Here is a 24,977-nt window from a genome sequence, read left to right as displayed (position 1 = left end):
CTGGAGGGGGCTTTCGCGCGCGGCGGTCCCCTCCAGCGTCAGGCCGGTGCCGGTACCGCGTAGTCCTTGACCTGCATCGAGTCGTGCATGCGGACGCCCGCGGAGTTCAGCTTCGCCAGTGCCCGCGTCAGCCCGGCCGGCAACGTCGAGACCAGCTGGCCGCCCCGGGCCAGCGCCCAGGTGCCCGCGCGGGAAGCCGGGATCAGGCTGCGCGAGGCGCCGACGGCGAACGCCCGGCTGCGGCGGACCAGCTCGCCCATCTCCCGTTCGTAGGCGGCGAAGGCACGCGTGTGGTCGCCGCCGGCCGCGGCCAGTTCGCCGGCCAGGACGTACGCGCCGAGCACGGCGAGGCTGGTGCTGCCGCCGACGGCCGGTCCGGGGCAGTAGCCCGCGTCGCCGACCAGGGTGACGCGGCCGCGGGACCAGGTGTCCAGCTGCAGCTGGGTGATCGAGTCGAAGTAGAACGGGCCGCCGTCGTCCAGCCGGGCGAGCCAGCCGTCGACCTGCGGGTGCATCCCGGCGAACGCCTCGCGCAGCAGGTCCTTCTGCCGCGGGAGGTCGCGGTGGTGGTGGCCGAGTTCCCGGTCGCGGCGGAACAGGAACACCGCGCGGGCGTCGCTCATGTGCCGGGCGCTGTAGAGCGACACCGTGCGGCCGGCGCCGAGGTGGGTGACCGCCTCGCCGTCGAGGCCGAGGGTGTCGGGCAGGGACAGCACGGCCAGGTAGGCGCCGATGAACCGGGTCAGCCCGGCTTCTTCGCCGAAGACCAGGCGCCGGACGGTGGAGTGCAGCCCGTCGGCGCCGACGACGACGTCGAACCGGCGGGGCGGGGCGTGCTCGAAGGTCACGTCGCCGTCGGGGGAGAGGGCGGTGATCGTGTCGCCGAAGAGGTACTCGACGTCGTCGCGGCCGGCGTCGTAGTAGATCTCGCTGAGGTCGTCGCGCATGATCTCGACGTGCCGGTCGGAGGCGGCCTGGAACACCTTCGCCAGGTCCACCCGGATCGGGCGGCGGCTGCCTTCGCGGTGCAGCGTCATCCGGGTCGTGCCGGTGGCCAGCGCCGTGACGCGCGGCAGCACGCCCATCCGTTCGGTGATGTCCACGGCGGGCCGGAACAGGTCGACGGCGTGGCCGCCGGTCTTGCGCAGCGCCGGGGCGCGCTCGACGACGGTGACGTCGAAGCCGTGCCGGCTGAGCCAGTACGCCAGCACCGGACCCGCGATGCTGGCGCCGGAGACGAGAATCCGCATGAGTACCTCCCTGACTTAACGGTAGGTAAGTTGTACCACGGATCCTTACCTATCGTTAAGTCAGTTATGCTGGGGCCGTGCCGAAGCCCTCCGACACCAAACAGCGCATCCTCGACGTCGCCCGCGACCTGTTCACCACCCAGGGCGTGCAGCGCACCAGCCTCCAGGACATCGCCGACCGCCTCGGCATCACCAAACCCGCCCTCTACTACCACTTCCCGTCCCGCGACGACCTGGTCCGCAGCATCGTCCAGCCGATGCTCGAGGACGGCGAGCAGTTCCTCCTCGACCAGGAGGCCCGCGGCGACGCCCCGGTGCGCGAGCTGATCGAAGGCTTCTTCGACTTCAACTACCGCCACCGCGCCGACGTCGTCATGCTGCTGGCCGAGATGCCGACCCTGGCCGACCTCGGCCTCATCGACCGGGTACTGGGCTGGCGCACCCGGCTCACCGAGCTGATCTGCGGCCCCTCGCCGACGGTCGCCCAGCAGGCCCGCGCGATCCTCGCCCTCGGCGGCCTGCAGGACGTCTGCATGCAGTTCCCCGACGTGCCCGTCGGCGAACTCAAGGCCGCGGCGGTCGAGGGCGCCCTCGACGCACTCGGCCGCTGAAAAAGTTCGGCCGTGCGTGTCGAGAACGCGCCGGCGGCTCCGTCCCCGGGACAACAGCGAGCCCGACCCGAGGAGACGGCCATGCAGCAGCACGAGATCACCGAGATCCTGAACCGCCCGTACAGCCGCGAGCTGCTCGCCCGCGACCTGACCCGCCTGGCCTACGTCGCCCAGGACGGCACCCCGCGCACGATCCCGATCGCCTTCACCTGGAACGGCGCCCAGATCGTGATGTGCACGTCGAAGAACGCCCCGAAACTGGCGTCGCTGCGCGCCAACCCCGCGGTCGCCCTCACCATCGACACCGAGGTGCACCCGCCCAAGATCCTGCTCATCCGCGGCCGCGCCGAGCTGGACGTCGTCGACGGCATCCCGGAGGAGTACCTGCAGCTGAACGGCAGCTACGAGATGACCCCCGAACAGCGGGTCGAATGGGAACGCGAGGTGCGCTCCCTCTACGACGGCATGGTCCGGATCGTCGTCACCCCGACCTGGGCCAAGCTGATCGACTTCGAGACCACCCTGCCCAGCGCGGTCGAGGAACTGGCCCGCCGGCGCGCCGAGCGCGTCGGCTAACCGGCCGCCGCGCGCTCGACGATCGCTCCCGTGTCGACGCCGGCCGGGAGCGTCCCGAACGCGATGCCCCAGTCGCCGCCGAAACGCGACGCGCAGAACGCGTCGGCGACCGCCGGGTGGCCGTGGCGCACCAGCAGCGAACCCTGCAGCACCAACGCCATCGCCTCGACCAGCCGCCGCGCCCGGTACTCGACGCCCGCCAGGTCGGTCAGCTCCTTGCGGAGCCGGTCGACAGCGTCGTCGAGCCGGGCGTCGCCGCCGGCCGCCAGCTCGACCTCGGCGAAGAACGCCGCCACCGACTCCGGCTGCCGGCCCATCGCGCGCAACGCGTCCAGCGCGGCGACGTTGCCCGAGCCCTCCCAGATCGACGACAGCGGCGCCTCCCGGTACAGCCGCGGCATCCCCGACTCCTCGACGTACCCATTGCCGCCGAAGCATTCCAGCGCCTCCGCGGCGTGCACCGGCGCCCGCTTGCACACCCAGTACTTCGACACCGCCAGCCCCAACCGCCGGAACGCCTGCTCCTGCGCGTCACCCGGCCGGTCGCCCGCCGCGGCCAGCCGCATCGCCACCGTCGTCGCCGCCTCGGCCTCCAGCACCAGGTCCGCCAGCACGTTCGCCATCAGCGGCTGGTCGGCCAGGGCCTTGCCGAACGCCCGCCGGTGCGTCGCGTGGTGCACCGCGCGCACCGCGCCCAGCCGCATCCCCGACGCGCTGCCCAGTGTGCAGTCCAGCCGGGTGTTGTTGACCATCTCGATGATCGTGCGGACCCCGCGGCCCTCCTCGCCGACCAGCCAGCCGACGGCCTTGTCGTACTCGATCTCGGAAGAGGCGTTCGACCGGTTGCCGAGCTTGTCCTTCAGCCGCTGCAGCCGGATCGGGTTGCGCGAGCCGTCGGGCAGGACGCGGGGGAGCAGGAAGCACGACAGCCCGCCGGGCGCCTGCGCCAGCGTCAGGAACATGTCCGACATCGGCGCCGACGTGAACCACTTGTGCCCGACCAGGGTGTAACTGCCGTCCGCGCTCGGCGTCGCCGTCGTCGTGTTCGCACGGACATCGGAGCCGCCCTGCTTCTCCGTCATCGACATGCCCGCGATCAACCCACGCTTGCCGCTGGGCTCACGCAGCCCGAAGTCGTACTCGGTCGCCGCCAGCAGCGGCTCGTACCGCGCCGCCAGCTCCGGGTTCGCCCGCAGCGCCGGAACGGCCGCGTACGTCATCGAAATGGGGCAGCTGTGCCCGGCTTCAGCCTGGCTCCACACGTAGAACTTCGCCGCCCGCGCCGCGTGCGCGCCGGGCCGGGAATCCCGCCACGGCGTGCCGTGCATCCCGTGCGACACCGCGACCGTCATCAGCTCGTGCCAGTACGGGTGGAACTCGACCTCGTCGATCCGGTTCCCGTACCGGTCGTGGGTGCGCAGCACCGGCTCGTTCTCGTTGACCAGCCGGCCCCACTCCTGCACCTGCTCGCTCCCGGCCAGCCGGCCCAGCTCGTGCAGCTCGCCGGCCACCCAGCTCGCCCCGGCCCGCTCGAGCCCGGCCAGCAGCGCCGGATCGTCGGCGACGTCGTGCCCCGCCAGCGGCGGAACCTGGTTGGTGACCTCATGCGTGGCGGGCATCGGAACCTCCTAGAGCGCGCAGGATGAACGTGCGGAGCTCGGCGACGTCACCGGCGTTTCCGCTGGTCAACGGACCGATCAGAACTTCGGCGGCGGCACCGACCAGCGCGGCGGCCGTCAGCCGGCCGTCCTGGGCGGGCAGCACGCCCTGCCGCACCCCGGCGGCGACGTGCTCGGCGATGACGTCGGTGTAGGCGCGCCGGAACTCCAGGCGCTCGGCATCGATGAGCGCGTCGACCGGCTCGGCGAGCAAGGCGTACGCCTGCTTCGGCGCCTTCAGCGCGCGCTGGGCGAACGTCTCGACCGCGGCCAGCACCCGCTCCGCGGGCTCGCCCGCCGCCGCCGACGCCACCCGGACCGCCTCCACCTCCCGCGTCACCACCTGCCGAAACACGTGCACGACCAGGTCGGCCTTGGTGGGGAAGTGCCGGTAGACGCTGCCCACGGCGACCCCGGCGCGCTCGGCGACCGCGGCCACCGAGCACCCGCCGTAGCCGTGCTCGGCCAGCTGGCGCGTGGCGGCGGCGACGATCGTCTCGCGCTGGGCGTCCAGACGTTCCTGCACCTTCGGGGTGCGGCGGTAGGGCACGTCAAGAAGTGAAGCACTGATTCACTGCTTCAGTCAACGCTCCAGCAGCCGCTTGGCGCCGCGCACTTCCGCCTCGACATCGGCCCGCAGCCTCCGCCGCAGGACCGGCTCCACCAGCGGACGCAGAACCGCGGCGAAGCCGAACGCGATCCGCCGCGTCACCCGGATCCCGCCGTCCACCGGCACGCACTCGAAGTGCGCCTCGAACGTCGAAAACCGGCGCGCCAGGCGGTTCTCCGGCCGGTCGGGCAGCCGCACGTCCACCCGGCGGCCCGGCGTCAGCGTCATCCGCGACACCACCTTCGGCCCCGGCCCGAGCCCCGGCAATGCCGAGCGGAACCGGAACTCGGTGACCTCGCCCGCGGAGCGCACCCAGTCGATCCGGCCCAGCTTGCGATCGACCTGCGCGTACCGCCGCGGGTCCATCACCAGGGCCAGGAACTCGTCCGCAGAGCACGACACGAACTCTTCGACGGTCACTTCCACCATAGAAAGAGAGTAGTTTCTCACTATGGCTCGGACAACCCCCGGCGTCACCCGCCGCCGCATCCTCGACGAAGCAGTCCACCTCTTCGCCACCCGCGGCTACGACGCCACCTCCGTCGCCGACATCCAGACCGCCTGCGGCCTCAACCCCGGCAGCGGCGCCCTCTACAAGCACTTCCCGTCCAAGGCCGCCCTCCTCGAGGCAGCCGTCCACGACAACCTCACCCGCCTGGCCACCAGCACGGCCGCCACCGCCGACCACCAGCTGCCCGACGACCCCCGAGAAGCCCTGCGCACGCTCGCCGACGTCGTCTGGGCGTTCATGGCCGCCGACCGCGACCTCATCCGCCTGATGATCCGCGAATTCACCGGGTTCCCCGACCTGTTCGAGCAGATGTGGCAGGGCGTCGTCGCCACCGTCTACCGCCGGGGCACCGAATGGCTCACCACGCTGCGAGACCAGGGGAGAGCCGCGGTGCGCGACCCGGAAGCCACCGCCGCGGTGCTCGTGGCGTCCCTGACCTACTACCCGATCCTCGACGTCCTCATCGGGCACACCCCCGGCGACCTCGCCCCGGACCGGTTCCTCGACGCCTGGCTCGACTCGTCGGTCGCCGCCCTTAACCTGCGCGCTTGACCAGCGCCACCAGATACCGGCACGGCACCGATCCCGGGTTCGCGAACACGCAGTCCGCCGCCGGCCCCAGCTGCAGGCAGTCACCCGCGGCCAGCTCGTGCACCTCCGCACCCTCGTGGAACCGCAGGTGCCCGGCCAGCACCCAGATCTGCTGGTGCAGGAACGCATACGTCCCCGACACCAGCGGCACCTCCACCCCCGGCGGCAACTCGACCTCCACCAGCTCCAGCGGCCGGCCGGCCGCGGGGGAGACCGACCGCCGCCGGTAGCCGGTCTCCGGGTCCACCCACACCGGCTGCTCCGCCGCCCGCGCCAGCCGCCGCTCGTCGCCCTCGGCCCGGGCGATCAGCTCCGACAGCGTCAACCCCAGCGCGGCCGACAGCTTCGCCAGCAACGCCGCCGTCGGCTGGACGTCACCCCGCTCGATCTTGCCGATCATCGCCCGCGACACCCCCGACGCTTCGGCCAGCGCGGCCGCCGACAGGCCTTGGGACGTCCGCGCCGCGTGCACGGTGGCGGCCAGGCGGGCAGTCAGGGGATCGGTCATAACCGTGGATACTATACGAGTCATCACAGCTACCATATGAGCCATGATCCGAGCCGCCACCACCCACGACGCAGCCGGCTGCGCCGCCCTCTACGCGCCCTACGTCACCGACACCGCCGTCTCCTTCGAAACCGAACCACCCGGCACCTCCGAAATGGCCCGCCGCATCGCCGCCGCCCACGCCTGGTACGTCCTCGACGACCACGGCCACATCGCCGGCTACGCCTACGCCACTCCCTTCGCCGCCCGCGCCGCCTACCGCTGGTCCTGCGAAACGAGCATCTACCTCGAACAAGGCCGCCGCCGCACCGGCGCCGGCCGCGCCCTCTACGAGACCCTGTTCGAGCGGCTGCGCGAACGCGGGTTCTGCCGCGCCTTCGCCGGCATGACTCTGCCCAACGAAGCCAGCGCCGGACTGCACCGCGCGCTCGGGTTCGAGCCGGCGGGCGTCTACCGCCGCGTCGGCTGGAAGCACGGCGCCTGGCACGACGTCGCCTGGGTCCAGAAAGACCTACGCGCAACTGAAGGTTGCACATCGGCGCCCGCCGAGCTAACGTGACACGCAACCAAACGTTGCACAAGGAGCCACCATGGACCACGGCACACTCGAACGCGAAATCCACATCGACGCCCACCCCGACACCGTCTTCGACGTCGTCAGCAACCCCCGGCACCTCCGCGAATGGTGGCCCGACGAAGCCGAATACCCCGCCGAACCCGGGGGAGCGGGACGCATCGCCTTCGGCGACAGCTGGGTCGGGTTCACCGTCGTCGACGCCGTCCCCCCGAAACTCTTCTCCTTCCGCTGGACCCACGCACCAGGGGAGACCGCCGCACCCGGCAACTCCTTCCTCGTCGTCTTCGAACTCGAACCCACCGCCACCGGCACCCGCCTGCGGATGACCGAAACCGGCTTCCGCGAACGCGGCTGGGACGAAGCCAAGATCGCCGCCGAATACGCCGACCACGTCACCGGCTGGGACCACTTCCTGCCCCGCCTGCCCGCCGTCGCCGCCGAGGTGGGAGCCACCCGGTGACCACCACCGTCGACGACGACCTCTGGTCCGCCATCGGCGACCCCACCCGCCGCCGCCTGCTCGACCTGCTCCTCGGCGACGGCCAGGGGACCGCCACCAGCCTCAGCGAACACCTCCCGGTCACCCGCCAAGCCGTCGCCAAGCACCTCGCCGTCCTCGACCGCGCCGGGCTCGTCCACGCACAGGCCGAAGGCCGCGAAAAGCAGTTCCGCGTCGACGAAGACCAGCTCGCCCGCGCCGTCGCCCAGCTCACCGACGTCGGCAACGCCTGGGACGCCCGCCTCCGCCGCATCAAGCGCATCGCCGAAACCATCGAAAGGAACCGGTAGCAAAATGGACATCCTGCACCGCATCGGCATCCGGAACACCACACCCGCCGACGTCTACGCCGCCCTCACCACCATCGACGGCCTGGCCGGCTGGTGGACCGAGAAAACCGAGGGGGAGACCGGCCTCGGCGGCGTCATCGCCTTCCGCTTCATCCCGGGCGGCTTCGACATGAAGGTCACCGAACTCGACCCGGGCCGGCTCGTCCGCTGGGAGGTCGTCGACGGCCCGCCCGAGTGGATCGGCACGACGATCCGCTGGGACATCGACCAGCGCGACGACCACACGATCGTCCTGTTCAAGCACGAAGGCTGGCGCGAAGCCGGCGAGTTCATGCACCACTGCAGCACGAAGTGGGCCATCTACCTGATGAGCCTGAAGCAGCTCGCCGAGACCGGGGAAGGCGCCCCGGCACCGCGGGACGTGATGATCAGCGACTGGCACTGACGTTACTTGACATAATGTACATTATCGGCACTTGGTGACATGCTGGGCGGAGAGCCGAGAGGGGCGCGAAACCCGGGGTTGCGGTGAGCCTGTTCGCGAGCAGGTCCCGGCTTCGCCAGGACGGCTTCTCTCAGGGTTTCCCCGCCGCCCGGCTTGGAGTGGGTGGCAATCTGGGCCTCAAGGGACTTGAGAGCATCCCCTGGAAGGCGTGAGTTCGAAGTCCAGTCACCCGACCGTAAAACGTCACGGTGACGAAACTATGCGGCGCTGGTGGGACCTGACGGTTGCCGTGCAGCACGGTTTGCGGCGACTTTCTCGCCGCGAACCCACCGGGCGGCCGCCCCTGAGTCGTCGCGTGCCGCTGTCGAACATGTGTGCGCATGCCCTGTTGTGCGTCTCAGGGGCGGCTCGCGGGACGGAATCGGCCTTCGGAGAGACCCGGATCCCCCAGGGGGCAGATCCCGGGATGTACCGGTGTTTCATGCATAATGGCAATTATGCATGAAACACCGCGTGACCGGCCGGGCGCGGAAACTGTCGGTGGCGTGCGGTACAAGATCCACATGAAGGTTTCCGAGGCGCAGCAAGCCTTCTTCGCTGCCCGCCGTCCCCGCAAGGACTCCCCGCACACCACCGACGCCTACCGCCGGGACCTCGCCGGGATCACCACTCTCCTGGTTTCGGAGCTCGGCCGCCCGGCCGAGGACCTGGAGGTCGCCGACCTGACCGGGCCGGCGCTGCGGTCGGTGTTCGGGGTGTTCGCGGACGGGCACGCGAAGAGCTCGGTGCTGCGCGCGTGGTCGACGTGGAACCAGTTCCTGACGTTCTGCGTGGCCGACGGGTTGCTGGCGGGCAATCCGATGGGGGCGGTGGCGCGGCCGCGGACGCCGGCGTTGACGCCGAAGCCCTTGCGGGGCGAGGAAACGCCGGAGCAGCTGCTTTCGGCAGCTGCTGCCGGGTCGCGGCGGGCGCGGGATCCGTGGCCGGAGCGCGATGTGCTGGTGATCGCGCTGGGGCTGGTGGCGGGCTTGCGGGCGGCGGAGATGCGGGCGCTGACGTCGCGGTCGCTGGTGGGGCGCGCGGGTGAGCTGCGGTTGCACGTGAAGGGGAAAGGCAGCCGGGATCGGTCGATTCCGGTGCAGCCGGTGCTGGCGGAGCTGATCGAGCGGTACCGGGCGTCGTGCCGGGTGCGGTTCCCGAACGTGCGGTTCTCCCCCGGTTCGCCGTTGCTGCTGGACCGCGCGGGTGAGCCGATCGGGCGGGGTGCGCTGGAGTACCTGGTGAAGTCGTGTTACCGGGGTGCGGGGTTGCACGACCGGGTGCCGGAGGGGGCGAATCTGCACGCGTTGCGGCACACGTTCGCGACGCGGCTGGCGGAGGACGGGGCGACGGCGTCGGAGATCATGGCGTTGCTGGGGCACGCGAGTTTGGCGACGAGCCAGAACTACATCGAGGCGACGGGCCGTGAGCAGCGCGCGGCAGCGGCAAGCAACCGGACATACCGGGCGCTGGACGGCTTGGGCTGACCCGGGGGTCGTGAGTGAGAAACAGCGTTAGAACACTGTTTCTCACTCACGACCGGGTCAGCGGAGTTGTTCGAGGTCTTTGGCGGCGCGGGCGATCTCTTCGGCGAGGCCGCGGAGTTCGCGGGGGTCGGCGCCGTCGTCGGCGGCGGTGACGATGTCTTCGGCGGCGCAGCGGAGCTGGAAGAGGCGGTCCTGGAGGGCGGCGATTTCGGTGTCGGAGAGGACGACGGCGTCTTCGGGGAGGCCGCTGCGCTGGAGGGCGGTGCGGCGTTCGTAGGCGCGCTGGCGGCAGGACTGGCCGCAGTAGCGGCGGCGGCGGCCGACGTTGCCGCCTTCGGGGAGGCGTCGTCCGCACCAGCCGCAGTGCTTGGGGGCGCCTCGGCGGGCCGGGGCGAGTTCGATGGTGGTCGGCTGGGTCAGTTCGGCGGCTTCCCTCACCCGGGAGACCCTAGCTGGCCACCGGTTGCTCATGCCGGGGTCATGGCGGAAGGGCACACTTGGGGGATGCAGGCGTCGTTTCCGTACCTGGCCGATCCGCTCCCCCGTGCCTTCGCTCACCGGGGGTGGCACCTCGGTGACTTGGCGGGGCTGGAGAATTCGCTGCCGGCGTTCAAGCGGGCGTGTGCGGAGGGGTACCGGTACCTGGAGACGGATGTGCACGCGACGGCGGACGGCGTGGTGGTGGTGCACCACGACGCGAGCCTGGACCGGACGACGGACGGTGCGGGGCTGATTGCGGCGCAGACGTGGGAGCAGCTGAAGAACGTCAAGGTGGGTGGGAAGGCGCCGTTGTCGCGGCTGGAGGACGTGCTGGAGGAGCTGCCGGACGCGCGGTTCAACGTGGACGTGAAGGCGGATCGGGCGGTGGAGCCGTTCGTGCGGGTGCTGGAGCGGACGGACTCGTTCGACCGGGTGGCGGGGGCGGCGTTTTCGGATGCGCGGCTGGTGCGGTTGCGGAAGCTGGCGGGGCCGAAGCTGGTGACGGCGATGGGGCCGCGGTCGGCGTTCGCGTTGTGGGCGCGGGGGAAGCTGCCGCTGCTGCCGCTCGGCCGGCTGGTGCTGGGGGCGATGGCGCAGGTGCCGGTGCGGCAGGGGGCGCTGCGGGTGGTGGACAAGGCGTTCCTGGCGATGGCGGGGCGGTCCGGGATCGAGGTGCACACGTGGACCATCGACGATCCGGCGGAGATGCGGATGCTGCTGGACCTGGGGGTGCACGGGATCGTGACGGACCGGCCGGACCTGTTGCGCGAGGTGCTGATCGAGCGGGGTGCGTGGCCGGTTTGACCTGTTCGCCGGAGTGACCGGTCCGGCCGGGTCTCGCTAGCGTGGGTTTCCGCCCGGTGCGGGCGTCCTTGGGGAGGGAATCCATGCGAAGACGTGGTGTTGTGCTGCTGTGCGCGGTTTTGGCGGTGCTGGGGCTGGTGGCGGGGCCGGCGTCGGCGGTGGATCCGCCGCCGAATTCGGAGCCGTACACCGCGCCGATCGACCAGCCGTTGCCGCTGGGCCAGTGCTATCGGGACATCAAGCACGGGTATTACGCGAAGAACGTCTACGGGGCGTGCTGGTTCTCGGACATGCAGTTCGTGCACTACGCGTGTCCGGAGCCGGAGTGCGCGGTGGACGGGTCGGCGGCGGCGTACGTGTACACGACGTTGAACGTGCTGAAGGAGTCGCGGCAGGTCGCGGTGGCGCACCGGTTCGTGAACTGGCGGATTTCGGGGGTGCCGGACTCGGCGCGGCTGGGGGTGACGATTTCGTGCGGGCCGGCGGCCGGTGGTGGCGGGGTGTGTGACCGGCCGTCGGTGCCGGTGGTGAAGAGCATCGCGGAGTGGAAGGTGGCGCCGGACGTCACGGAGGTGTTTTCGCTGGACGGGGTGGATGCGCCGGCGGCGGGGGTGTCGCCGGAGGTGGCGGCGGAGCTGCGGACGGAGTACCGGGTGACGGCGCGGTTCGCCGCGGAGGTGCCGGCGGGTGAGCGGTACACGTTGACCGAGGCGACGGCCGGGACCGGGGTGCGGTGTGATGTGGCCCGGCAGGCCGATCCGGCGTACGTGCGGGGTGCGGACTGTGTGCTGAGGACGTGGTATCGGCCGTGGTTCGACTTCTCGGCGGGTGAGGCGGCGATCGCGGAGCCGGGGGCGTTCGTGCGGGCGGTGGCGCCGGCGGGGTACCTGCCGGGGTTCCCGGGGGTGAACGGGACGAGCGCGGGGTTCACGGGGCCGCAGTACCGGTTGTTCTACGACGTGGCGGCGCGGCAGGCGCACCGGGCGGCGGCGGAGGCGAAGTGCCTGTCGTCGTGGGGGCCGGACTGGTGGCGGCATGCGGGTGGGTTGACGAACGCGTGTGCGGCGTACCCGTTCGACGAGAGTGTGCAGGGTGCGGCGCCGGGGGTGCAGTTCCAGGTGCGGCCGGTGCTGGACACGCAGCAGGCGGAGTTCCTGCGGCGGTTCACGCGGTTCCTGGCGGAGAACCACGTGCTGGACGGGGACGGGTACTACGTCTATCCCCTGCCGTGATCAGCGGGGTGGTTTGCCGGTCCAGGCGGCGTCCCAGGTTTTGGGGCCGAGGAGGCCGCTGTCCTTGATGCCGTTGGCGCGCTGGAGGTCGAGGACGGCGGTGCGGGTCTTTTCGTAGTAGCAGCCGGTGCCGCTGAAGCCGTAGCCGAAGGCGTTCATGCGGAGTTGGAAGGTCTTGAGCGGGGTGGCGCAGTCGCCGTAGCTGTAGACGACGCCGGGCCAGGCGGGGCGGGGGCCGCCGGGGCCCGGGGGTGGTGCGGGGAGGCCGCCGCCGCCGATGTAGGCGGCTTCGGCGTAGGTGGGGACGCGTTTGCTGCGGGCGTCGGCGTCGCCCGTGAGGTTGAGGGTGCCGGCGCACTGCCAGGGTTGCCAGCCGCGCATGCGGTAGAGGTAGAGGGCGCGGTAGTCCTGTTCGGCGGGGGCGGCCTGGTCGGGGCGGCCGCCGCCGCCGACGCTGCGCCAGGTGGGCAGGTCGAACTGGTAGGCGCCGTAGTAGCCGTTGCCGGTGTTGGTGGCGTAGCGGTTGCTCGATTCGCACATGCGGAGCTTGGCCCAGGCGGTCGGGGCGGGGTCGGCGGCGGCGAGGGCGGGGTTGGTGAGGGGCAGACCCGTGACGGCGAGCGCGAGGAGCAGGAGTCTCAGCGGGCTGCGTCGGTGGTTCCGGATCATGGGAGCACAGTAGAAGCGTGTCTCGTTGTCCACAACAGACACACGACGCCCTTCATTCTCACATGGAACACCGTTCACATTTGTCAGCGACACGCGGTGGTGGCCGGCCGCGGGGGCGCCGGATGATCACCGGGCGACGAACCGGACACGGTTTGGGCGGTGCGGTGACCGGGGTGCGGCGTGGCCCGTAGTCTCCGCGCTGACCTGGACGTTCTCGAGGTGAAGGAGCCGTGGATGACGCTGGCCGGGACGCGCTCGACCAAGCGCGAGCGCTGGGGCTGGTATTTCTACGACTGGGCGAATTCGCCGTTCTATTCGTCGTCGACGACGGTGTTCGGCGCGCTGTCGATGAGCTCGATCGCGGCGGAGGACGCCAAGACGAACTTCACCCTTAACGGGGATCGTCCGTGCGTGGACGCGGCGGGGGCGGCGGACACGCTGCAGCACTGCGACGTGACGTTGTTCGGGCTGCACTTCCCGGCCGGTTCGGTGTGGGGGTACCTGCTGTCGGTGGCGACGGTGGTGCAGGTGCTGGTGCTGCCGATCGCCGGTGCGGTGGCCGACCGCAGCCACAACAAGCGGCGGATCCTGGGCGGGTTCGCGTTCCTGGGCGCGGCCGCGGCGGCGGCGATGTTCTTCCTGGCCGGTTCGGACTGGCAGCTGGGTGTGGTGCTGTTCGTCGTGGCGAACATCGGTTACGGGGGTTCGCTGGTCGTCTACTACTCGTTCCTGGTCGACATCGGCGGGCCGGACGAGCGGGACGACATCTCGGCGAAGGGCTGGGCGTTCGGGTACCTGGGTGGCGGGCTGGCGCTGGCGTTGCAGCTGGGGTTCTACCTCGGGCACGACGCGTTCGGTGTGAGCAAGGGCATGGCGGTGCAGATCTGCTTCCTGACCTCGGGGTTGTGGTGGGCGGCGTTCACCGTGCCTGCGGTGCGGGCGCTCCCCCGCCGGCACACGCCGGTCGACGTCGCGCCGGGGCGTTCGGTGCTGCGTGCGGGCTTCGCGGAGTTGCGGCAGACGCTGGTGGCGGCGAAGGCGTACCCGTTGACGCTGGCGTTCCTGGGCAGCTACCTGGTCTTCACCGACGGGATCAACACGGTGGTGACGGTGTCGGCGCAGTACGGCAAGGACGAGCTGGGGTTCGGCAACGAGGTGCTGATCGTCACGATCCTGGTGATCCAGTTCGTGGCGTACCTGGGTGGGACGCTGCACGGGCTGGTGGCGCGGCGGATCGGGGCGAAGCGGACGATCCTGGGCAGCCTGGTGCTGTGGGTCGTGGTGCTGGCCGGGGCGTACTTCGTGCAGCCGAAGCAGATGCTGCAGTTCCTGGCGGTGGCGGTGGGGATCGGGCTGGTGCTGGGCGGGACGAACGCGTTGTCGCGGTCGCTGTTCAGCCAGATGATCCCGGCGGGCAAGGACGCGCAGTACTACTCGCTCTACGTCGTGGGTGAGCGCGGGACGTCGTGGCTGGGGCCGCTGGTGTTCGCCGGGGTGGGGCAGGCGACGGGGTCGTTCCGGTCGGCCATCGTGGCGCTGGTGGTGTTCTTCGCGGCGGGGCTGGTGCTGGTCGCGCTGGTGCCGGTGCGGCGGGCGATCGTGGCGGCGGGCAACCGTCCGCCGGAGGTTCTGTAGGCACCGATAGGGTCGGGCGTCGTGACCTTGCTCAACGACCCAGATCCCACGGACGCCCTGTCGTCGGTCCCGGCGGCCGGTTCGCGCCGCGGGACGCCCCCGGTGGGCAGGCTGAAGTTCTGCTACGGGCCGATGGACTGCGGGAAGTCGACCCTGGCGCTGCAGATCGACCACAACCACGCTCGGCAGGGCCGGCGGGGGCTGGTGCTGGTCCGCCACGACCGGTCGGGTGCGCCGCAGATCTCCAGCCGGATCGGGCTGACCCGGCAGGCGGTGGAGGTCGGCGAGGACACCGACGTGCGTGACCTGGTGCGGCAGGAGTGGGCGCGGGGGCAGCACGTGGACTACGTGGTGGTGGACGAGGCGCAGTTCCTCTCCCCCGGGCAGGTCGACCAGCTGGCGGAGCTGGCCGACGAGGTCGAGATCGACGTGTACTGCTTCGGGATCGCGACGGACTTCCGGAGCCGGTTGTTCCCGGGGGCCGCTCGTCTGTTCGAACTGGCGGACGAGCTGCAGCCGGTTCAGGTGGAGGTGCTGTGCTGGTGCGGGCTGCCCGGGCGGTTCAACGCGCGGGTGGTCGACGGGGAGGTCGTGCGCGAAGGCGATACCGTCGTGGTGGCAGATACCGAACAATCCGTAGTTGAAACTTCAGCTTCAGCACGTTTCGAGGCCGAATTCGCTACCGTGCGTTATCAGGTATTGTGTCGGCGCCACTTTCGATCGGGTGACTTGGGCGCGGTTACCGCCCATCACGGTCAGTTACGGTTGACCTGAGCGAGACGCTAGTAGCCCATCCGGGGGATATCAGCACTAAGAAGGCCGTATTGACGTCACGCCGGAGCGCGAAACGCCTCCTACTAGAGGAAGCTGATCCCGGTGGGTGACGCAGCTCATCGTGAGCAACGACATGGTGTCCCGGGAATCCTCCCGGGGCCTGGGTCGTTGCATAGGGTGAGCATCACCCTGGCTCCACCCCGGAGCTGACTGAAAGGACCCATCATGGCCGACCGTGTTCTTCGTGGAAGCCGGCTGGGAGCGGTCAGCTACGAGACCGACCGCAACCACGACCTCGCCCCACGCCGCACCGTGCGCTACGCCTGCCCGAAGAACCACGAGTTCGAGGTGCCGTTCTCCGACGACGCCGAGATCCCGACGGTCTGGGAGTGCCGCCTGCACGGCAGCGAATCGGAGATCGTCGATGGCGGGCAGCCCGAGCAGAAGAAGGTCAAGCCGCCGCGCACCCACTGGGACATGCTGCTCGAGCGGCGCACGATCCCCGAGCTCGAGGACCTGCTCAACGAACGTCTCGCCGAGCTGAAGGGCCGCCGCACCTCCCGGTCGGCGTGACCCAGCGGAACTCGGCCCCGTAGCCCAGCTCCCACCACAACGGAAAGGCCCCCGCGACCTCCCCCCGCGGGGGCCTTTCGCCTACCCAGCCCCAGGCCCCCCAGCCCCTCCAACCCCCCGCCCCGAACGTCGCGAATGACTCATTCGGGACGTCCGGTGTCCCGAATGAGTCATTCGCGACGTTCGGCGGCCGGTTCTAGCTCGGGCGGAAGGGGCCGTGCAGGGCCGCCCACTGCAGGAGCATGATCGTTTTCGCGTCCGCGATCTCGCCGGTGCCGATCATTTCCAGGGCCTTCGGGAACGGGAGCTCCAGGACCTCGATGTCCTCGCCCTCCTCCGCCAGGCCGCCGCCCGTACCGCGGTCGGCCGGGTCGTAGGGGGCCGCGTAGCAGTGCAGGCGCTCGGTGACCGAGCCCGGGCTCGTGTAGACGTCGAACACGTGCTCCAGCGAGCCGATGCGGACGCCGGTTTCCTCCTCCGCCTCGCGGCGGATCGCCGTTTCCGGGTCGTCGGCGTCCAGCAGGCCGGCCGCGGTCTCGATGAACATGCCGTCCGGGTGGTCGTTGACGTAGACCGGGTAGCGGAACTGGCGGGTCAGCAGGACCGTGCCGCCGTCCGCGTCGTAGAGCAGCACCGTCGCGCCGTTGCCGCGGTCGTAGGTCTCGCGCTGCTCGGTCGTCCAGTGGCCGTCGGCGTGCTGGTAGTCGAACGTCGTGCGGCGCAGCACGTACCAGGCCGACGACAGCAGCTCGACGTCGGTGACCCGGACCCGCGGGTTGCGGGACGGGCTTGTCGAAGAGGTCATACCGCGACCATAATGTGCACGACTCGGAAGAAACAAGGAGGATCGTGCATGCTGGTCGCGGAACGCCGTGAACTGCTGCTCGCCCGGCTCGCCGCCGACGGCAAGGTGCTGGCCAAAGACGTCGCGGCCGAGTTGGGGGTGTCCGAAGACAGCATCCGCCGCGACCTGCGCGACCTCGCAGCCGCCGGGCTCTGCCAGCGCGTCTACGGCGGCGCCCTGCCCGTCTCCCCCGCGCTCGCCGACTACGCGAGCCGGACGGCCATCGCCGTCGACGGCAAGGACCGGGTCGCCGCGGTCGCTGCCGCGCTGGTCCGGCCCGGCTCCACGGTCATCCTCGACGGCGGCACCACCACCCTCGCCGTCGCGAACGCCCTGCCCAAAGACCTCGAAGCCACCGTCGTCACCCACAGCCCGACCGTCGCGGTCGCCCTGCTCGGCCACCACGGCATCGAGGTCTTCCTGCTCGGCGGGCGGCTGTTCCGGCACTCCGCCGTGACCTGCGGCGCCGCCGCGGCCGAGGCCGCCCAGTCGATCAGCGCCGACGTCTTCCTGCTCGGTGTCACCGGGGTCCACCCCGAGGCCGGGCTCACCACCGGCGACGCCGACGAAGCCGCCATGAAACGCGCGCTGGCCCGGCGCGCGGCCGACACCTACGTGCTGGCCAGCGCCGAAAAGCTCGGCACGGCTTCGCGGTTCACCGTGCTGCCCTTCGCCGACGTCGCCGGCGTGATCACCGACGCCGACGACCAGAACGTGCAGAAACTTGCAGAGGGCGGTGTGGCGATCCTGAGGGCGTGACCTCGGTGTACCACTCACGGCCCGCCACCAGCCCGAAAAGCGGCGCCGGCAGCCACACGAGCAGCCGCAGCACCGCCGAGAGCCGCCCGGTGCCGCGGACGTCGGACACGTGCGCAGCCAGCGCCGCCTGCTTGCGCCCGGAGAAGCGCCGCACGTCGAACCGGTGGGTGACCGCCGAGGCCGGGCTGTAGGCCCGCTCCAGGGCCTCGACGTCGTAGTCGAACGGGATCCGCAGCGCCCGCACCACCCGCACGAACCGCAGCGCGAACTCGCGCGGCAGGGTGGCCTCCAGCAGCCGCGTCCCGGTCAGCCGGGCCGCCCGCCGGGCCACTTCATGCACCTTCACGTGGTCGCGGTGCCCGTAGCCGCCGTTGCCGTCGTAACCGAGCAGCAGATCGGCGCGCTCCTCGTGCAGCAGCGCCGCGAGCCGGTGCGCAGCCTCCTCGGTGTCCGCGCGCGCGAAACGGACCCGGCCCGGCGGATCCGCGTACAGCACGGGACCGTGGCCGCTGTCGGCGTACCCCAGGTGCACGACCCGCCGGACGCCGAGGATGGCCGCCGCGGCCTCCAGCTCGGCCCAGCGCGGCGTCGGGTGCTCGGCGGCCATGCCGTCGGTGGCCACCACGACCACCACCCGGTGCCCGTCGGCCGCCGCGCGGGCCAGGGTGCCGCCGCTGAGCAGGACCGGGTCGTCGGGGTGGGCGTGGAAGGCCACGATGGTCGTCACCGGCCCCATCATGGCCCAGAACGACCCGGAACGGCTCAGGCGCGCTTGACCAGCCGGCGCAGCTGGTGCCAGCGGCGCCCGAGGCCCCACTTCGCCACCCGCAGGAACGCCTCCTGGATGATCGAGCCGTTCATCTTCGACTCGCCGATCTCGCGCTCGGTGAACGTGATCGGGACCTCGACGATCTCGAACCCGGCCTCGTCGGTGCGGATCGTCAGGTCGATCTGGAAGCAGTAGCCGTGGGAGTTGACCTCGTCCAGGGCCAGCTTCTCCAGCACCGGACGGCGGTAGGCGCGGAACCCGGCGGTGATGTCGCGCACCCGCATGCCGAGCGCGAGCTGCGAGTAGAGGTTCGCGCCGCGGGAGAGGACCTGGCGCTTGACCGGCCAGTTCACCACCGCGCCGCCCGGCACGTACCGCGAGCCGATCGCCAGGTCGGCGTCGCCGACCGCGTCCAGCAGCCGCGGCAGGTCCTCCGGGGCGTGCGAGCCGTCGGCGTCCATCTCGACGATCGTGTTGTACTCCCGCGCCAGTCCCCAGCGGAAGCCGGCGATGTAGGCCGCGCCCAGGCCGGCCTTCTCGGTGCGGTGCAGCACGTGGACGTGGTCGTTCGCCGCCGCGCGCTCGTCGGCGAGCTCGCCGGTGCCGTCCGGGCTGCCGTCGTCCACCACGAGCACGTGCACGTCCGGGAGTGCCTTGTGCAGGCGGTCCAGGATCGGGCCGAGGTTCTCCCGCTCGTTGTAGGTCGGGATCACCACCAGCACCGGCTCGATTTCCCGGGCCCCCCGCGGCGCCTGCGACATCCGTGCTCCTCCGATATCCGCGGCGGTCAGTCCGCCGCTTCCCCTGCTGCCGTGCCGGCGCTGCCGCGCCGGGTGCGAAAACGGAGTACGAGCCCACCGGCCACCCCGGCGATCGCCAGAGCCAGCAGCCCGTACTCCGTCCACGCACCTAGTTGATCCGACAGCGTAGTCTGCGTCCGCAGCGGGACGCGCCCGACCAGGGAATCCGCCGTGAAAAGGCCCGTTGAGCTGGTCACGGTCCCGTCGGGTGCGACGATCGCGCTCACCCCGGAGACCGCGGACACCACGACCGCGCGGCCGTGCTCGACCGCCCGCAGCCGCGACATGGCCAGCTGCTGGTAGCTCATCTCGCTGCGGCCGTACCAGGCGTTGTTGGTGGGGACGACGAGCAGTTCGGCGCCGTCGCGCACCGCGTCGCGGGCCGGGTAGTCGAAGGCCGCTTCGTAGCAGACGAACACGCCGATCTTCGTGCCCGCGGCGGCCATGGCCTGGTTCGTCCCGTCGCCGGGGACCATGTCCACGGTCTCGGAGTCGAGGAACGGGGTGACGAGCTCGGCGACCTTGCGGGCCGGGACGTACTCGCCGAAGGGCACCAGCTGCTGCTTGGCGTAGCGCGGGCCGGGCCCGGTGCGCGGGTCCCAGGTGATGACGGAGTTCTGGAGGTGCCCGTCCGGCAGGGCGTAGAGCGCCCCGATCAGCGCGGGGACGCCGAAGTTCGTGACGAGCCGGTCGACCTGCGGGTCCGGGCCGGTGACCGTGGTCGCGCTCTCCGGCCACACCACCAGGTCCGGCTTGGGCACCTTCCCGGCCTGGATCGCCGCCAGCAGCCGTTCGCTCTCGGCGAGGGTGTTGCGGCGCAGCAGCGTCCGCTCCCCCTGCAGGGCCAGGCCGATGTCGGGGGCGTTGCCCTGGACGGTCGCGACGGTGCGCTCGCCGTCCTGCGCGCCGGTGCCGATCGACGGCCACAGCGCGAGACCGGCGACGACGGGCAGCAGCGTGCCGAGGGCGGCGAAGACCACCGGCCGGGTGGCCTTGCGGGCCTGCCGCAGCCGGGCGGCGAGCGCGGCCAGGCCGAAGCCGGTGGCGACGACCGCGAGGCCGACCAGCGGGGCGCCGCCGATCGAGGCGAGCGGCAGGAACGCGCCTTCGGGCTGGCTGAACGCGACCCGCCCCCACGGGAACCCGCCGAACGGGAACCAGGCCCGCGGCGTTTCCAGCGCGACGAACACCAGCGCCGCCCACAGCGGCGCGGCGGGCAGGCGGGACACCAGCGTGATCAGGCCGCCCGCCAGGCCGTGGTAGAGCGCCAGCGCGAACGACAGGCCCAGCCACGGCCACGGGCCGAAGTCGGGGCCCAGGAAGTCCAGCAGCCAGGTCAGCAGCGGGAGGAAGAACGTCAGGCCGAACGCGAAGCCGTAGCCGAAGCCAGCCCGGAACCGGCGTCCGCGCAGCACGAGCGCGAGCCCGGCGAACGCCAGCGGCGCGAGCCACCACAGCGGGCGCGGCGCGAAGCTGAGGTAGTAGGCGAAGCCGGACCCCAGCGCCGCGAGGGTGCGCAGCAGCCAGGCACGGGGGAACCGCCGCGTGCGGGCGGACTGGTGCGGGGTGCCCGGCTCGGGCTCGGCCACGGTGACTGCCACAACCGAGAACTCTAGGTGATGGCGTCGTGGAGGACGGCACCTGCGCGGACCGTGCGCAGGCAGCGCGGGAGGGTGGCGTCCGGTTCGAGCCGCGGCAGCGGCGGGACGCCGGCCCGCGGATCGGTGGACCAGCGTTGCACGCGGCTGTCGGGGGTGGCCACGACCAGGTCGGTGGCGTCCCAGATCGCGTAGTGCGCCGGTGCGCCCGGGACGAGGCTGCCGGTGACGCCGTCGTTGACCCCGGCGGCGCGGTGCCCGGCGCGGGTGTGGGCGGTGAAGGCCGCCCGCGGCGACAGGCCGGCGCCCGGGGTGCGGTGGTAGGCCGCGGCGCGGACGCTCGCCCACGGGTCCAGCGGTGTCACCGGCGCGTCGGAGCCGAAGGCGAGCAGGACGCCTTCGGCGGCGAGCGTGGCGAAGGGGTTGAGGCCGGCCGCGCGGTCCGCGCCGAGGCGTTCGGCGTACATGCCTTCGCGGCCGCCCCACAGCGCGTCGAACAGGGGCTGGGAGGAGGCGACCGCGCCCCAGCCGGCCAGCTGCCTGGCCTGTTCGGCGGTGACCATCTCGAGGTGTTCGAGGCGGTGGTGGCGGGCCGCGAGGGCGCGCTGCCCGACTTCCTTCTCGGCGAGCCGGAAGCCTTCGATCACTTCGGCGACGGCGGCGTCGCCGATGACGTGGAAGCCGGCCTGCAGCCCGGCTTCGGTGCAGGTGGTGAGGTGTTCGGCGATGCGGTGGGCGTCGAGGTAGCGCGTCCCCCGGCCCGGGTGGTCGGCGTAGGGCTCGCTCAGCGCGGCGGTGCGGGAGCCGAGGGCGCCGTCGACGAACAGGTCGCCGGCCAGGCCGCGGGTGCCCAGTTCGCGAGCGGTTCCGACGGCGCCGAGCTCGCCCCAGTAACCGACGACCTCGGGGGCCTGCGGCCCGGCCAGGGCGAGCAGGGCGGCGAGGTCGTCGCGGCCGGAGATGTCGGGGCCGGCGCATTCGTGGACGCTGACGATGCCCTGCTTCGCGGCCTCGGCGAGGAAGGCCCGCTGGGCGCGTTCGCGCTGCTGCGGGGTGATCGCGGCGCGCACGGCCGCGCGGACGGCGTGGTGGGCGGCGCGGGTCAGCGGGCCGTCGGGCGACCACCCGTCGGCGCCGCGGGCGGCCGGGGCCAGCTCGACCAGTGCGGTGGAGACCAGCGCGGAGTGCACGTCGACGCGGCTGAGGTAGACGGGCGCGCCGGAAGCGGCGTCGTCGAGTTCGGCGCGGCTGGGCAGGCGCGGGTCGGTCCAGGTGGTCTCGTCCCAGCCGTGGGCGAGCAGGACCTGGCCGGGAACGGCGGCGGTGCGGACGCGGGCCAGCAGCGTGGCGCGGTCGCGGACGCCGGTGAGGTCGAGGCCGGTCAGGTGCAGGCCGGTGGCGGTGGCGTGGACGTGGGCGTCGACGAACGCGGGGGCGACGAACGCGCCGTCGAGGTCGATCTCTTCGGCGCCGGGGTGCAGGGCGCGGGCCGGGGCGTCCTGGCCGACCCAGACCACGGTGCCGCCGGTGACCGCCATCGCCGTCGCGTCGGGGCCGGCGGGGGTGTAGATGCGCCCGCCGAGCAGGAGCGTGGTGTGTTCGTCCGTCACACCTTGAGTCTGCCCCCTTCGGCCACGTGGGGGACGGCGACCCAGCAGGCAGGAAGATTTACTCCGTGAGAACGTTATGACAGGATATTTTAACGCGTTCCCGACGACTAGGAGTACAAGTGACTGCGATCCAGGAACCTGTGACGCCTGCCGCCGCCTTCGACCAGCCCTACGAGTACGCCCGCGCCGAGCTGGTGGAACCCGACTGGCGCCGTTTCCCCGGCTGGCACGACGTCACCGAAGCCGAGTGGCGCGACGCGCAGTGGCAGCGGGTGCACTGCATCCGCAACGTCAAGCAGCTGCGCGCCCTGATGGGCGACCTGCTCGAGGAGCGCTTCTACGACGACTTGCTCGCCGACCAGCGCGAACTGGCGACGATGTCGATGCTGCTGCCCCCGCAGATGCTCAACACGATGGCCCCGACGGCCGGCACCGACCCGGCCAAGGTCACCGAGGCGTTCTACGCCGACCCGATCCGCCGCTACATGCTCCCGGTGAAGAGCGACCGCGACGCCACCTGGCCGAGCCACCCGCACTCCGAGCGCGACTCCCTGCACGAGGCCGAGATGTGGGTGGTGGAGGGCCTGACCCACCGCTACCCGACGAAGGTGCTGGCCGAGATGATCTCGACCTGCCCCCAGTACTGCGGCCACTGCACCCGCATGGACCTGGTCGGCAATTCTACGGAGACGGTCGAGAAGCACAAGCTGACCCTCAAGCCGGTCGACCGCCAGGACGCGATGATCGCGTACCTGAAGAAGACCCCGGGCGTCCGCGACGTGGTGGTCTCCGGCGGCGACGTGGCCAACGTGCCGTGGCCGCAGCTGGAGTCGTTCCTGATGCGCCTGATGGACATCGACACCGTCCGCGACATCCGCCTGGCGACGAAGGCACTGGCCGCGCTGCCGCAGCACTGGATCCAGCCGAAGGTGGTCGAGGGCCTGGAGCGCGTGGCGGTGACCGCGCAGCGTCGTGGCGTGAACCTGGCGATCCACACGCACGTCAACCACGCCCAGTCGGTGACGCCGCTGGTGGCCGAGGCGGCGCAGACGGCGTTGAACGTCGGGGTCCGGGACGTGCGCAACCAGGGCGTGCTGATGCGCGGGGTCAACGCCACCCCGGCGGCGCTGCTGGACCTGTGCTTTGCGCTGCAAGGGGAAGCGAACATCCTGCCGTACTACTTCTACATGTGCGACATGATCCCGAATGCCGAGCACTGGCGGGTGTCGGTGTGGGAGGCCCAGGAGCTGCAGCACGCGATCATGGGGTACCTGCCCGGGTACGCGACGCCGCGGATCGTGTGCGACGTGCCCTACGTCGGCAAGCGCTGGGTGCACCAGCTCGCCGAGTACGACCGGGAGCTGGGGATTTCCTACTGGACCAAGAACTACCGGACCGGGATCGAACTAGAGGACCCGGAGGCGCTGCAGCGGCGCTACCCGTACTACGACCCGATCTCGACGCTGCCGGAAGCCGGCCAGACCTGGTGGAGCACCCAGCCCCGGCCGTGATCAGGTAGCCACCTGATCCCTACAGGCACCCGTGCGGTCCGGGTTCGCGGTGTACTCCGCAAACCCGGACCGCACGCCTGACCAGCGTGGATGTGTCCAGGAGCACCATTCCCCGCTCATCGGTCAGTCCGCGTGTGCGACGGTGATCACGACATTGCCGATTTTCTGTCCGGTCTCCACATACCGGTAGGCCTCGACGATCCGGTCCAGTGCATACCGGCGGTCGATGAGCGGCGTGAAGTCCCCGGACTCGATCAACGCTCGCAGGTGGCGAACGACGGCCTGGTCGTCCCGCGGGAACGCGAACTTCACCTTCCTGCCGCCCAGCAGCGGGGTGATCAGTGCCAACACGGGGTTCTGCGCCCAGGGCCCCAGCTCCGAGGACAGGTACACCCCACCGGGTTTGAGCAGTCGTCTGCAGCGGCCGAACGTGCTCTTGCCCACCGCGTCGAACACCGCGTCGTAGGTCTGCTCGTCCTCGGCGAAGTCCCCGGCCGTGTAGTCGACGACCCGATCCGCGCCCAGGTCTTTCACCAGCGCCAGGCTCTCCGTGGCGCACACCGCGGTCACGGTGACGTCGAGGCTCTTCAGCAACTGCACGGCCGCCGAGCCGATCCCGCCGGTCGCGCCGTAGACGAGGCCGTCCTGTCCGGCCCGGATCCCCGCGTGCCTGATGGCCGCGAGCGCGTAGTGCGCCCCCTCGGTGCCGGGAGCGGCCTGCTCGAAGGTCATGTCCGCCGGCATGGTCGCGATCGACCCGTCCTCCGGCACCGACAGGTATTCGGCGTGCGCGCCGAACGCGCCCTCGTTGTACCCGAACACCCGGTCGCCGAGCGAGAAGGACGTGACACCACAGCCGACCGCCTCGACCTCCCCGGCGAACTCGGTTCCCATGATCGTCCGGCGAGGCCGGGCGATGCCGGTGAGCAGTCGCATGAAGAAGGGCCTGGCCGCCCGGTAGGCGCAGTCGGTCCGGTTCACCGTCGTGGCGTGTACCCGGACGAGCACGTCCTGGTCCCCGACCGCCGGCCTGGCGACCTCGCGGATCCGAACGACCTCCGGCGGGCCGTACCTGGTGTGCACCGCAGCCTTCATCCGACACCCTTCACCCCTGCTGCACCTTACCGCGTAAGGTAACCATACACTGTAAGGTGCAGGCAAGAGTGATCCAGGCAGCACTTCGCCGCGGTGGACACCAGCTGGCCGGCCTGTGGCGGAAGGCATTCAGGGCGTTTGTGGTTCCGCAAGTAAACAACATTGCGGAAAC

The 24,977-nt window shown here is 71.2% G+C and carries 28 protein-coding genes; 15 read left to right on the top strand and 13 right to left on the bottom strand.

Annotated elements, in window-relative coordinates; genetic code table 11:
- Positions 1–38 precede the first annotated feature (38 nt).
- On the bottom strand, positions 39–1,250 hold the full coding sequence (locus OO60_RS02535) for an FAD-dependent monooxygenase (RefSeq protein WP_003081455.1): 1,212 nt from the start codon (positions 1,248–1,250) through the stop codon (positions 39–41).
- A 77-nt stretch (positions 1,251–1,327) separates the two neighbouring features.
- Here OO60_RS02535 and OO60_RS02530 point away from each other — a divergent pair, with 77 nt between their 5' ends.
- Together OO60_RS02530 and OO60_RS02525 are read left to right on the top strand one after the other, a co-directional pair.
- Positions 1,328–1,861 carry a TetR/AcrR family transcriptional regulator gene (locus OO60_RS02530; protein WP_003081458.1) on the top strand — a complete coding sequence of 178 codons (534 nt, stop codon included), beginning with the start codon at positions 1,328–1,330 and terminating at the stop codon, positions 1,859–1,861.
- An 81-nt stretch (positions 1,862–1,942) separates the two neighbouring features.
- A complete protein-coding gene (locus OO60_RS02525; RefSeq protein ID WP_003081461.1) occupies positions 1,943–2,437 on the top strand; it encodes a pyridoxamine 5'-phosphate oxidase family protein in 495 nt (164 codons plus the stop codon).
- Here the strand turns inward: OO60_RS02525 and OO60_RS02520 are convergent.
- The 3 genes from OO60_RS02520 to OO60_RS02510 are packed head-to-tail and all read right to left on the bottom strand — an operon-like array spanning position 2,434 to position 5,134.
- Complete coding sequence (locus OO60_RS02520) at positions 2,434–4,056, bottom strand: acyl-CoA dehydrogenase family protein (RefSeq protein WP_003081464.1); 1,623 nt, start codon at positions 4,054–4,056, stop codon at positions 2,434–2,436. The genes OO60_RS02525 and OO60_RS02520 overlap by 4 nt on opposite strands.
- The gene (locus OO60_RS02515) at positions 4,040–4,645 is read right to left on the bottom strand and encodes a TetR/AcrR family transcriptional regulator (RefSeq protein ID WP_003081467.1); all 606 of its coding nucleotides are present in this window, start codon (positions 4,643–4,645) and stop codon (positions 4,040–4,042) included. The genes OO60_RS02520 and OO60_RS02515 overlap by 17 nt, the downstream gene beginning before the upstream one ends.
- Positions 4,646–4,678: 33 nt before the next feature.
- Positions 4,679–5,134, bottom strand: coding sequence for an SRPBCC family protein (locus OO60_RS02510; protein WP_003081469.1), 456 nt, complete (start codon positions 5,132–5,134; stop codon positions 4,679–4,681).
- A 22-nt stretch (positions 5,135–5,156) separates the two neighbouring features.
- On the opposite strand from OO60_RS02510, the gene OO60_RS45710 reads away from it, so the two are divergent.
- Complete coding sequence (locus OO60_RS45710; protein WP_003081472.1) at positions 5,157–5,768, top strand: TetR/AcrR family transcriptional regulator; 612 nt, start codon at positions 5,157–5,159, stop codon at positions 5,766–5,768.
- Here the strand turns inward: OO60_RS45710 and OO60_RS02500 are convergent.
- On the bottom strand, positions 5,752–6,315 hold the full coding sequence (locus OO60_RS02500; RefSeq protein WP_033260710.1) for a cupin domain-containing protein: 564 nt from the start codon (positions 6,313–6,315) through the stop codon (positions 5,752–5,754). The two genes, OO60_RS45710 and OO60_RS02500, sit on opposite strands and share 17 nt — an antisense overlap.
- 43 nt (positions 6,316–6,358) lie before the next feature.
- Between OO60_RS02500 and OO60_RS02495 the strand changes: the two genes are divergently transcribed.
- The 5 genes from OO60_RS02495 (at position 6,359) to OO60_RS02475 (ending at position 9,652) form a co-directional block, all read left to right on the top strand.
- The gene (locus OO60_RS02495) at positions 6,359–6,874 is read left to right on the top strand and encodes a GNAT family N-acetyltransferase (protein ID WP_003081478.1); all 516 of its coding nucleotides are present in this window, start codon (positions 6,359–6,361) and stop codon (positions 6,872–6,874) included.
- Between the two features lie 31 nt (positions 6,875–6,905).
- Positions 6,906–7,352, top strand: coding sequence for an SRPBCC domain-containing protein (locus OO60_RS02490; RefSeq protein ID WP_003081481.1), 447 nt, complete (start codon positions 6,906–6,908; stop codon positions 7,350–7,352).
- Positions 7,349–7,681, top strand: a complete 333-nt coding sequence (locus OO60_RS02485; protein WP_003081484.1) for an ArsR/SmtB family transcription factor — start codon at positions 7,349–7,351, stop codon at positions 7,679–7,681. The genes OO60_RS02490 and OO60_RS02485 overlap by 4 nt, the downstream gene beginning before the upstream one ends.
- Before the next feature lie 4 nt (positions 7,682–7,685).
- Positions 7,686–8,126, top strand: coding sequence for an SRPBCC family protein (locus OO60_RS02480; RefSeq protein ID WP_003081487.1), 441 nt, complete (start codon positions 7,686–7,688; stop codon positions 8,124–8,126).
- A 545-nt stretch (positions 8,127–8,671) separates the two neighbouring features.
- Positions 8,672–9,652, top strand: coding sequence for a tyrosine-type recombinase/integrase (locus OO60_RS02475; protein WP_003081491.1), 981 nt, complete (start codon positions 8,672–8,674; stop codon positions 9,650–9,652).
- A gap of 57 nt (positions 9,653–9,709) precedes the next feature.
- Here the strand turns inward: OO60_RS02475 and OO60_RS02470 are convergent, their stop codons facing one another.
- The gene (locus OO60_RS02470) at positions 9,710–10,090 is read right to left on the bottom strand and encodes a hypothetical protein (protein WP_003081494.1); all 381 of its coding nucleotides are present in this window, start codon (positions 10,088–10,090) and stop codon (positions 9,710–9,712) included.
- 66 nt (positions 10,091–10,156) lie between these two features.
- Here OO60_RS02470 and OO60_RS02465 point away from each other — a divergent pair, with 66 nt between their 5' ends.
- Positions 10,157–10,936 carry a glycerophosphodiester phosphodiesterase family protein gene (locus OO60_RS02465; protein ID WP_003081497.1) on the top strand — a complete coding sequence of 260 codons (780 nt, stop codon included), beginning with the start codon at positions 10,157–10,159 and terminating at the stop codon, positions 10,934–10,936.
- 83 nt (positions 10,937–11,019) lie between these two features.
- Positions 11,020–12,168 (top strand): hypothetical protein, encoded by a 1,149-nt coding sequence (locus OO60_RS02460; RefSeq protein WP_155848888.1) that lies wholly within the window; start codon positions 11,020–11,022, stop codon positions 12,166–12,168.
- Here OO60_RS02460 and OO60_RS02455 read toward each other — a convergent pair whose 3' ends face one another.
- Complete coding sequence (locus OO60_RS02455; RefSeq protein WP_003081505.1) at positions 12,169–12,837, bottom strand: transglycosylase family protein; 669 nt, start codon at positions 12,835–12,837, stop codon at positions 12,169–12,171.
- Positions 12,838–13,071: 234 nt separating this feature from the next.
- Here OO60_RS02455 and OO60_RS02450 point away from each other — a divergent pair, with 234 nt between their 5' ends.
- From OO60_RS02450 to OO60_RS02440, 3 genes are all read left to right on the top strand, one after another.
- Complete coding sequence (locus OO60_RS02450) at positions 13,072–14,472, top strand: MFS transporter (protein WP_033260709.1); 1,401 nt, start codon at positions 13,072–13,074, stop codon at positions 14,470–14,472.
- Between the two features lie 21 nt (positions 14,473–14,493).
- Complete coding sequence (locus OO60_RS02445; RefSeq protein WP_003081510.1) at positions 14,494–15,246, top strand: thymidine kinase; 753 nt, start codon at positions 14,494–14,496, stop codon at positions 15,244–15,246.
- Between the two features lie 225 nt (positions 15,247–15,471).
- Positions 15,472–15,819, top strand: a complete 348-nt coding sequence (locus OO60_RS02440) for an RNA polymerase-binding protein RbpA (protein WP_003081521.1) — start codon at positions 15,472–15,474, stop codon at positions 15,817–15,819.
- Between the two features lie 196 nt (positions 15,820–16,015).
- Here the strand turns inward: OO60_RS02440 and OO60_RS02435 are convergent, their stop codons facing one another.
- Entirely contained in the window at positions 16,016–16,624 is a 609-nt protein-coding gene (locus tag OO60_RS02435) for an NUDIX domain-containing protein (protein WP_003081523.1), read from the bottom strand.
- A 48-nt stretch (positions 16,625–16,672) separates the two neighbouring features.
- On the opposite strand from OO60_RS02435, the gene OO60_RS02430 reads away from it, so the two are divergent.
- Entirely contained in the window at positions 16,673–17,422 is a 750-nt protein-coding gene (locus tag OO60_RS02430; protein WP_003081525.1) for a DeoR/GlpR family DNA-binding transcription regulator, read from the top strand.
- Here OO60_RS02430 and OO60_RS02425 read toward each other — a convergent pair.
- From OO60_RS02425 to OO60_RS02410, 4 genes are read right to left on the bottom strand one after another with little or no spacing between them, the layout of a single operon-like run.
- Positions 17,355–18,158, bottom strand: coding sequence for a PIG-L deacetylase family protein (locus OO60_RS02425; protein WP_033260910.1), 804 nt, complete (start codon positions 18,156–18,158; stop codon positions 17,355–17,357). The two genes, OO60_RS02430 and OO60_RS02425, sit on opposite strands and share 68 nt — an antisense overlap.
- Before the next feature lie 26 nt (positions 18,159–18,184).
- Complete coding sequence (locus tag OO60_RS02420) at positions 18,185–18,952, bottom strand: polyprenol monophosphomannose synthase (RefSeq protein ID WP_003081532.1); 768 nt, start codon at positions 18,950–18,952, stop codon at positions 18,185–18,187.
- 26 nt (positions 18,953–18,978) lie between these two features.
- The gene (gene lnt / locus OO60_RS02415) at positions 18,979–20,592 is read right to left on the bottom strand and encodes an apolipoprotein N-acyltransferase (protein WP_003081535.1); all 1,614 of its coding nucleotides are present in this window, start codon (positions 20,590–20,592) and stop codon (positions 18,979–18,981) included.
- Between the two features lie 11 nt (positions 20,593–20,603).
- A complete protein-coding gene (locus tag OO60_RS02410) occupies positions 20,604–22,199 on the bottom strand; it encodes an amidohydrolase (RefSeq protein WP_033260708.1) in 1,596 nt (531 codons plus the stop codon).
- Positions 22,200–22,318: 119 nt separating this feature from the next.
- Between OO60_RS02410 and OO60_RS02405 the strand changes: the two genes are divergently transcribed.
- Entirely contained in the window at positions 22,319–23,710 is a 1,392-nt protein-coding gene (locus OO60_RS02405) for a KamA family radical SAM protein (RefSeq protein ID WP_205624261.1), read from the top strand.
- A 123-nt stretch (positions 23,711–23,833) separates the two neighbouring features.
- Here the strand turns inward: OO60_RS02405 and OO60_RS02400 are convergent, their stop codons facing one another.
- Positions 23,834–24,805 (bottom strand): NAD(P)-dependent alcohol dehydrogenase, encoded by a 972-nt coding sequence (locus tag OO60_RS02400; RefSeq protein WP_240490867.1) that lies wholly within the window; start codon positions 24,803–24,805, stop codon positions 23,834–23,836.
- Positions 24,806–24,977: the final 172 nt, after the last annotated feature.

The sequence above is a fragment of the Amycolatopsis vancoresmycina genome (assembly GCF_000716785.1).
Taxonomy (GTDB): domain Bacteria; phylum Actinomycetota; class Actinomycetes; order Mycobacteriales; family Pseudonocardiaceae; genus Amycolatopsis; species Amycolatopsis vancoresmycina.
Note: the sequence above shows the minus strand (reverse complement) of the source record. Positions and strands in the feature narration are given on the sequence as shown.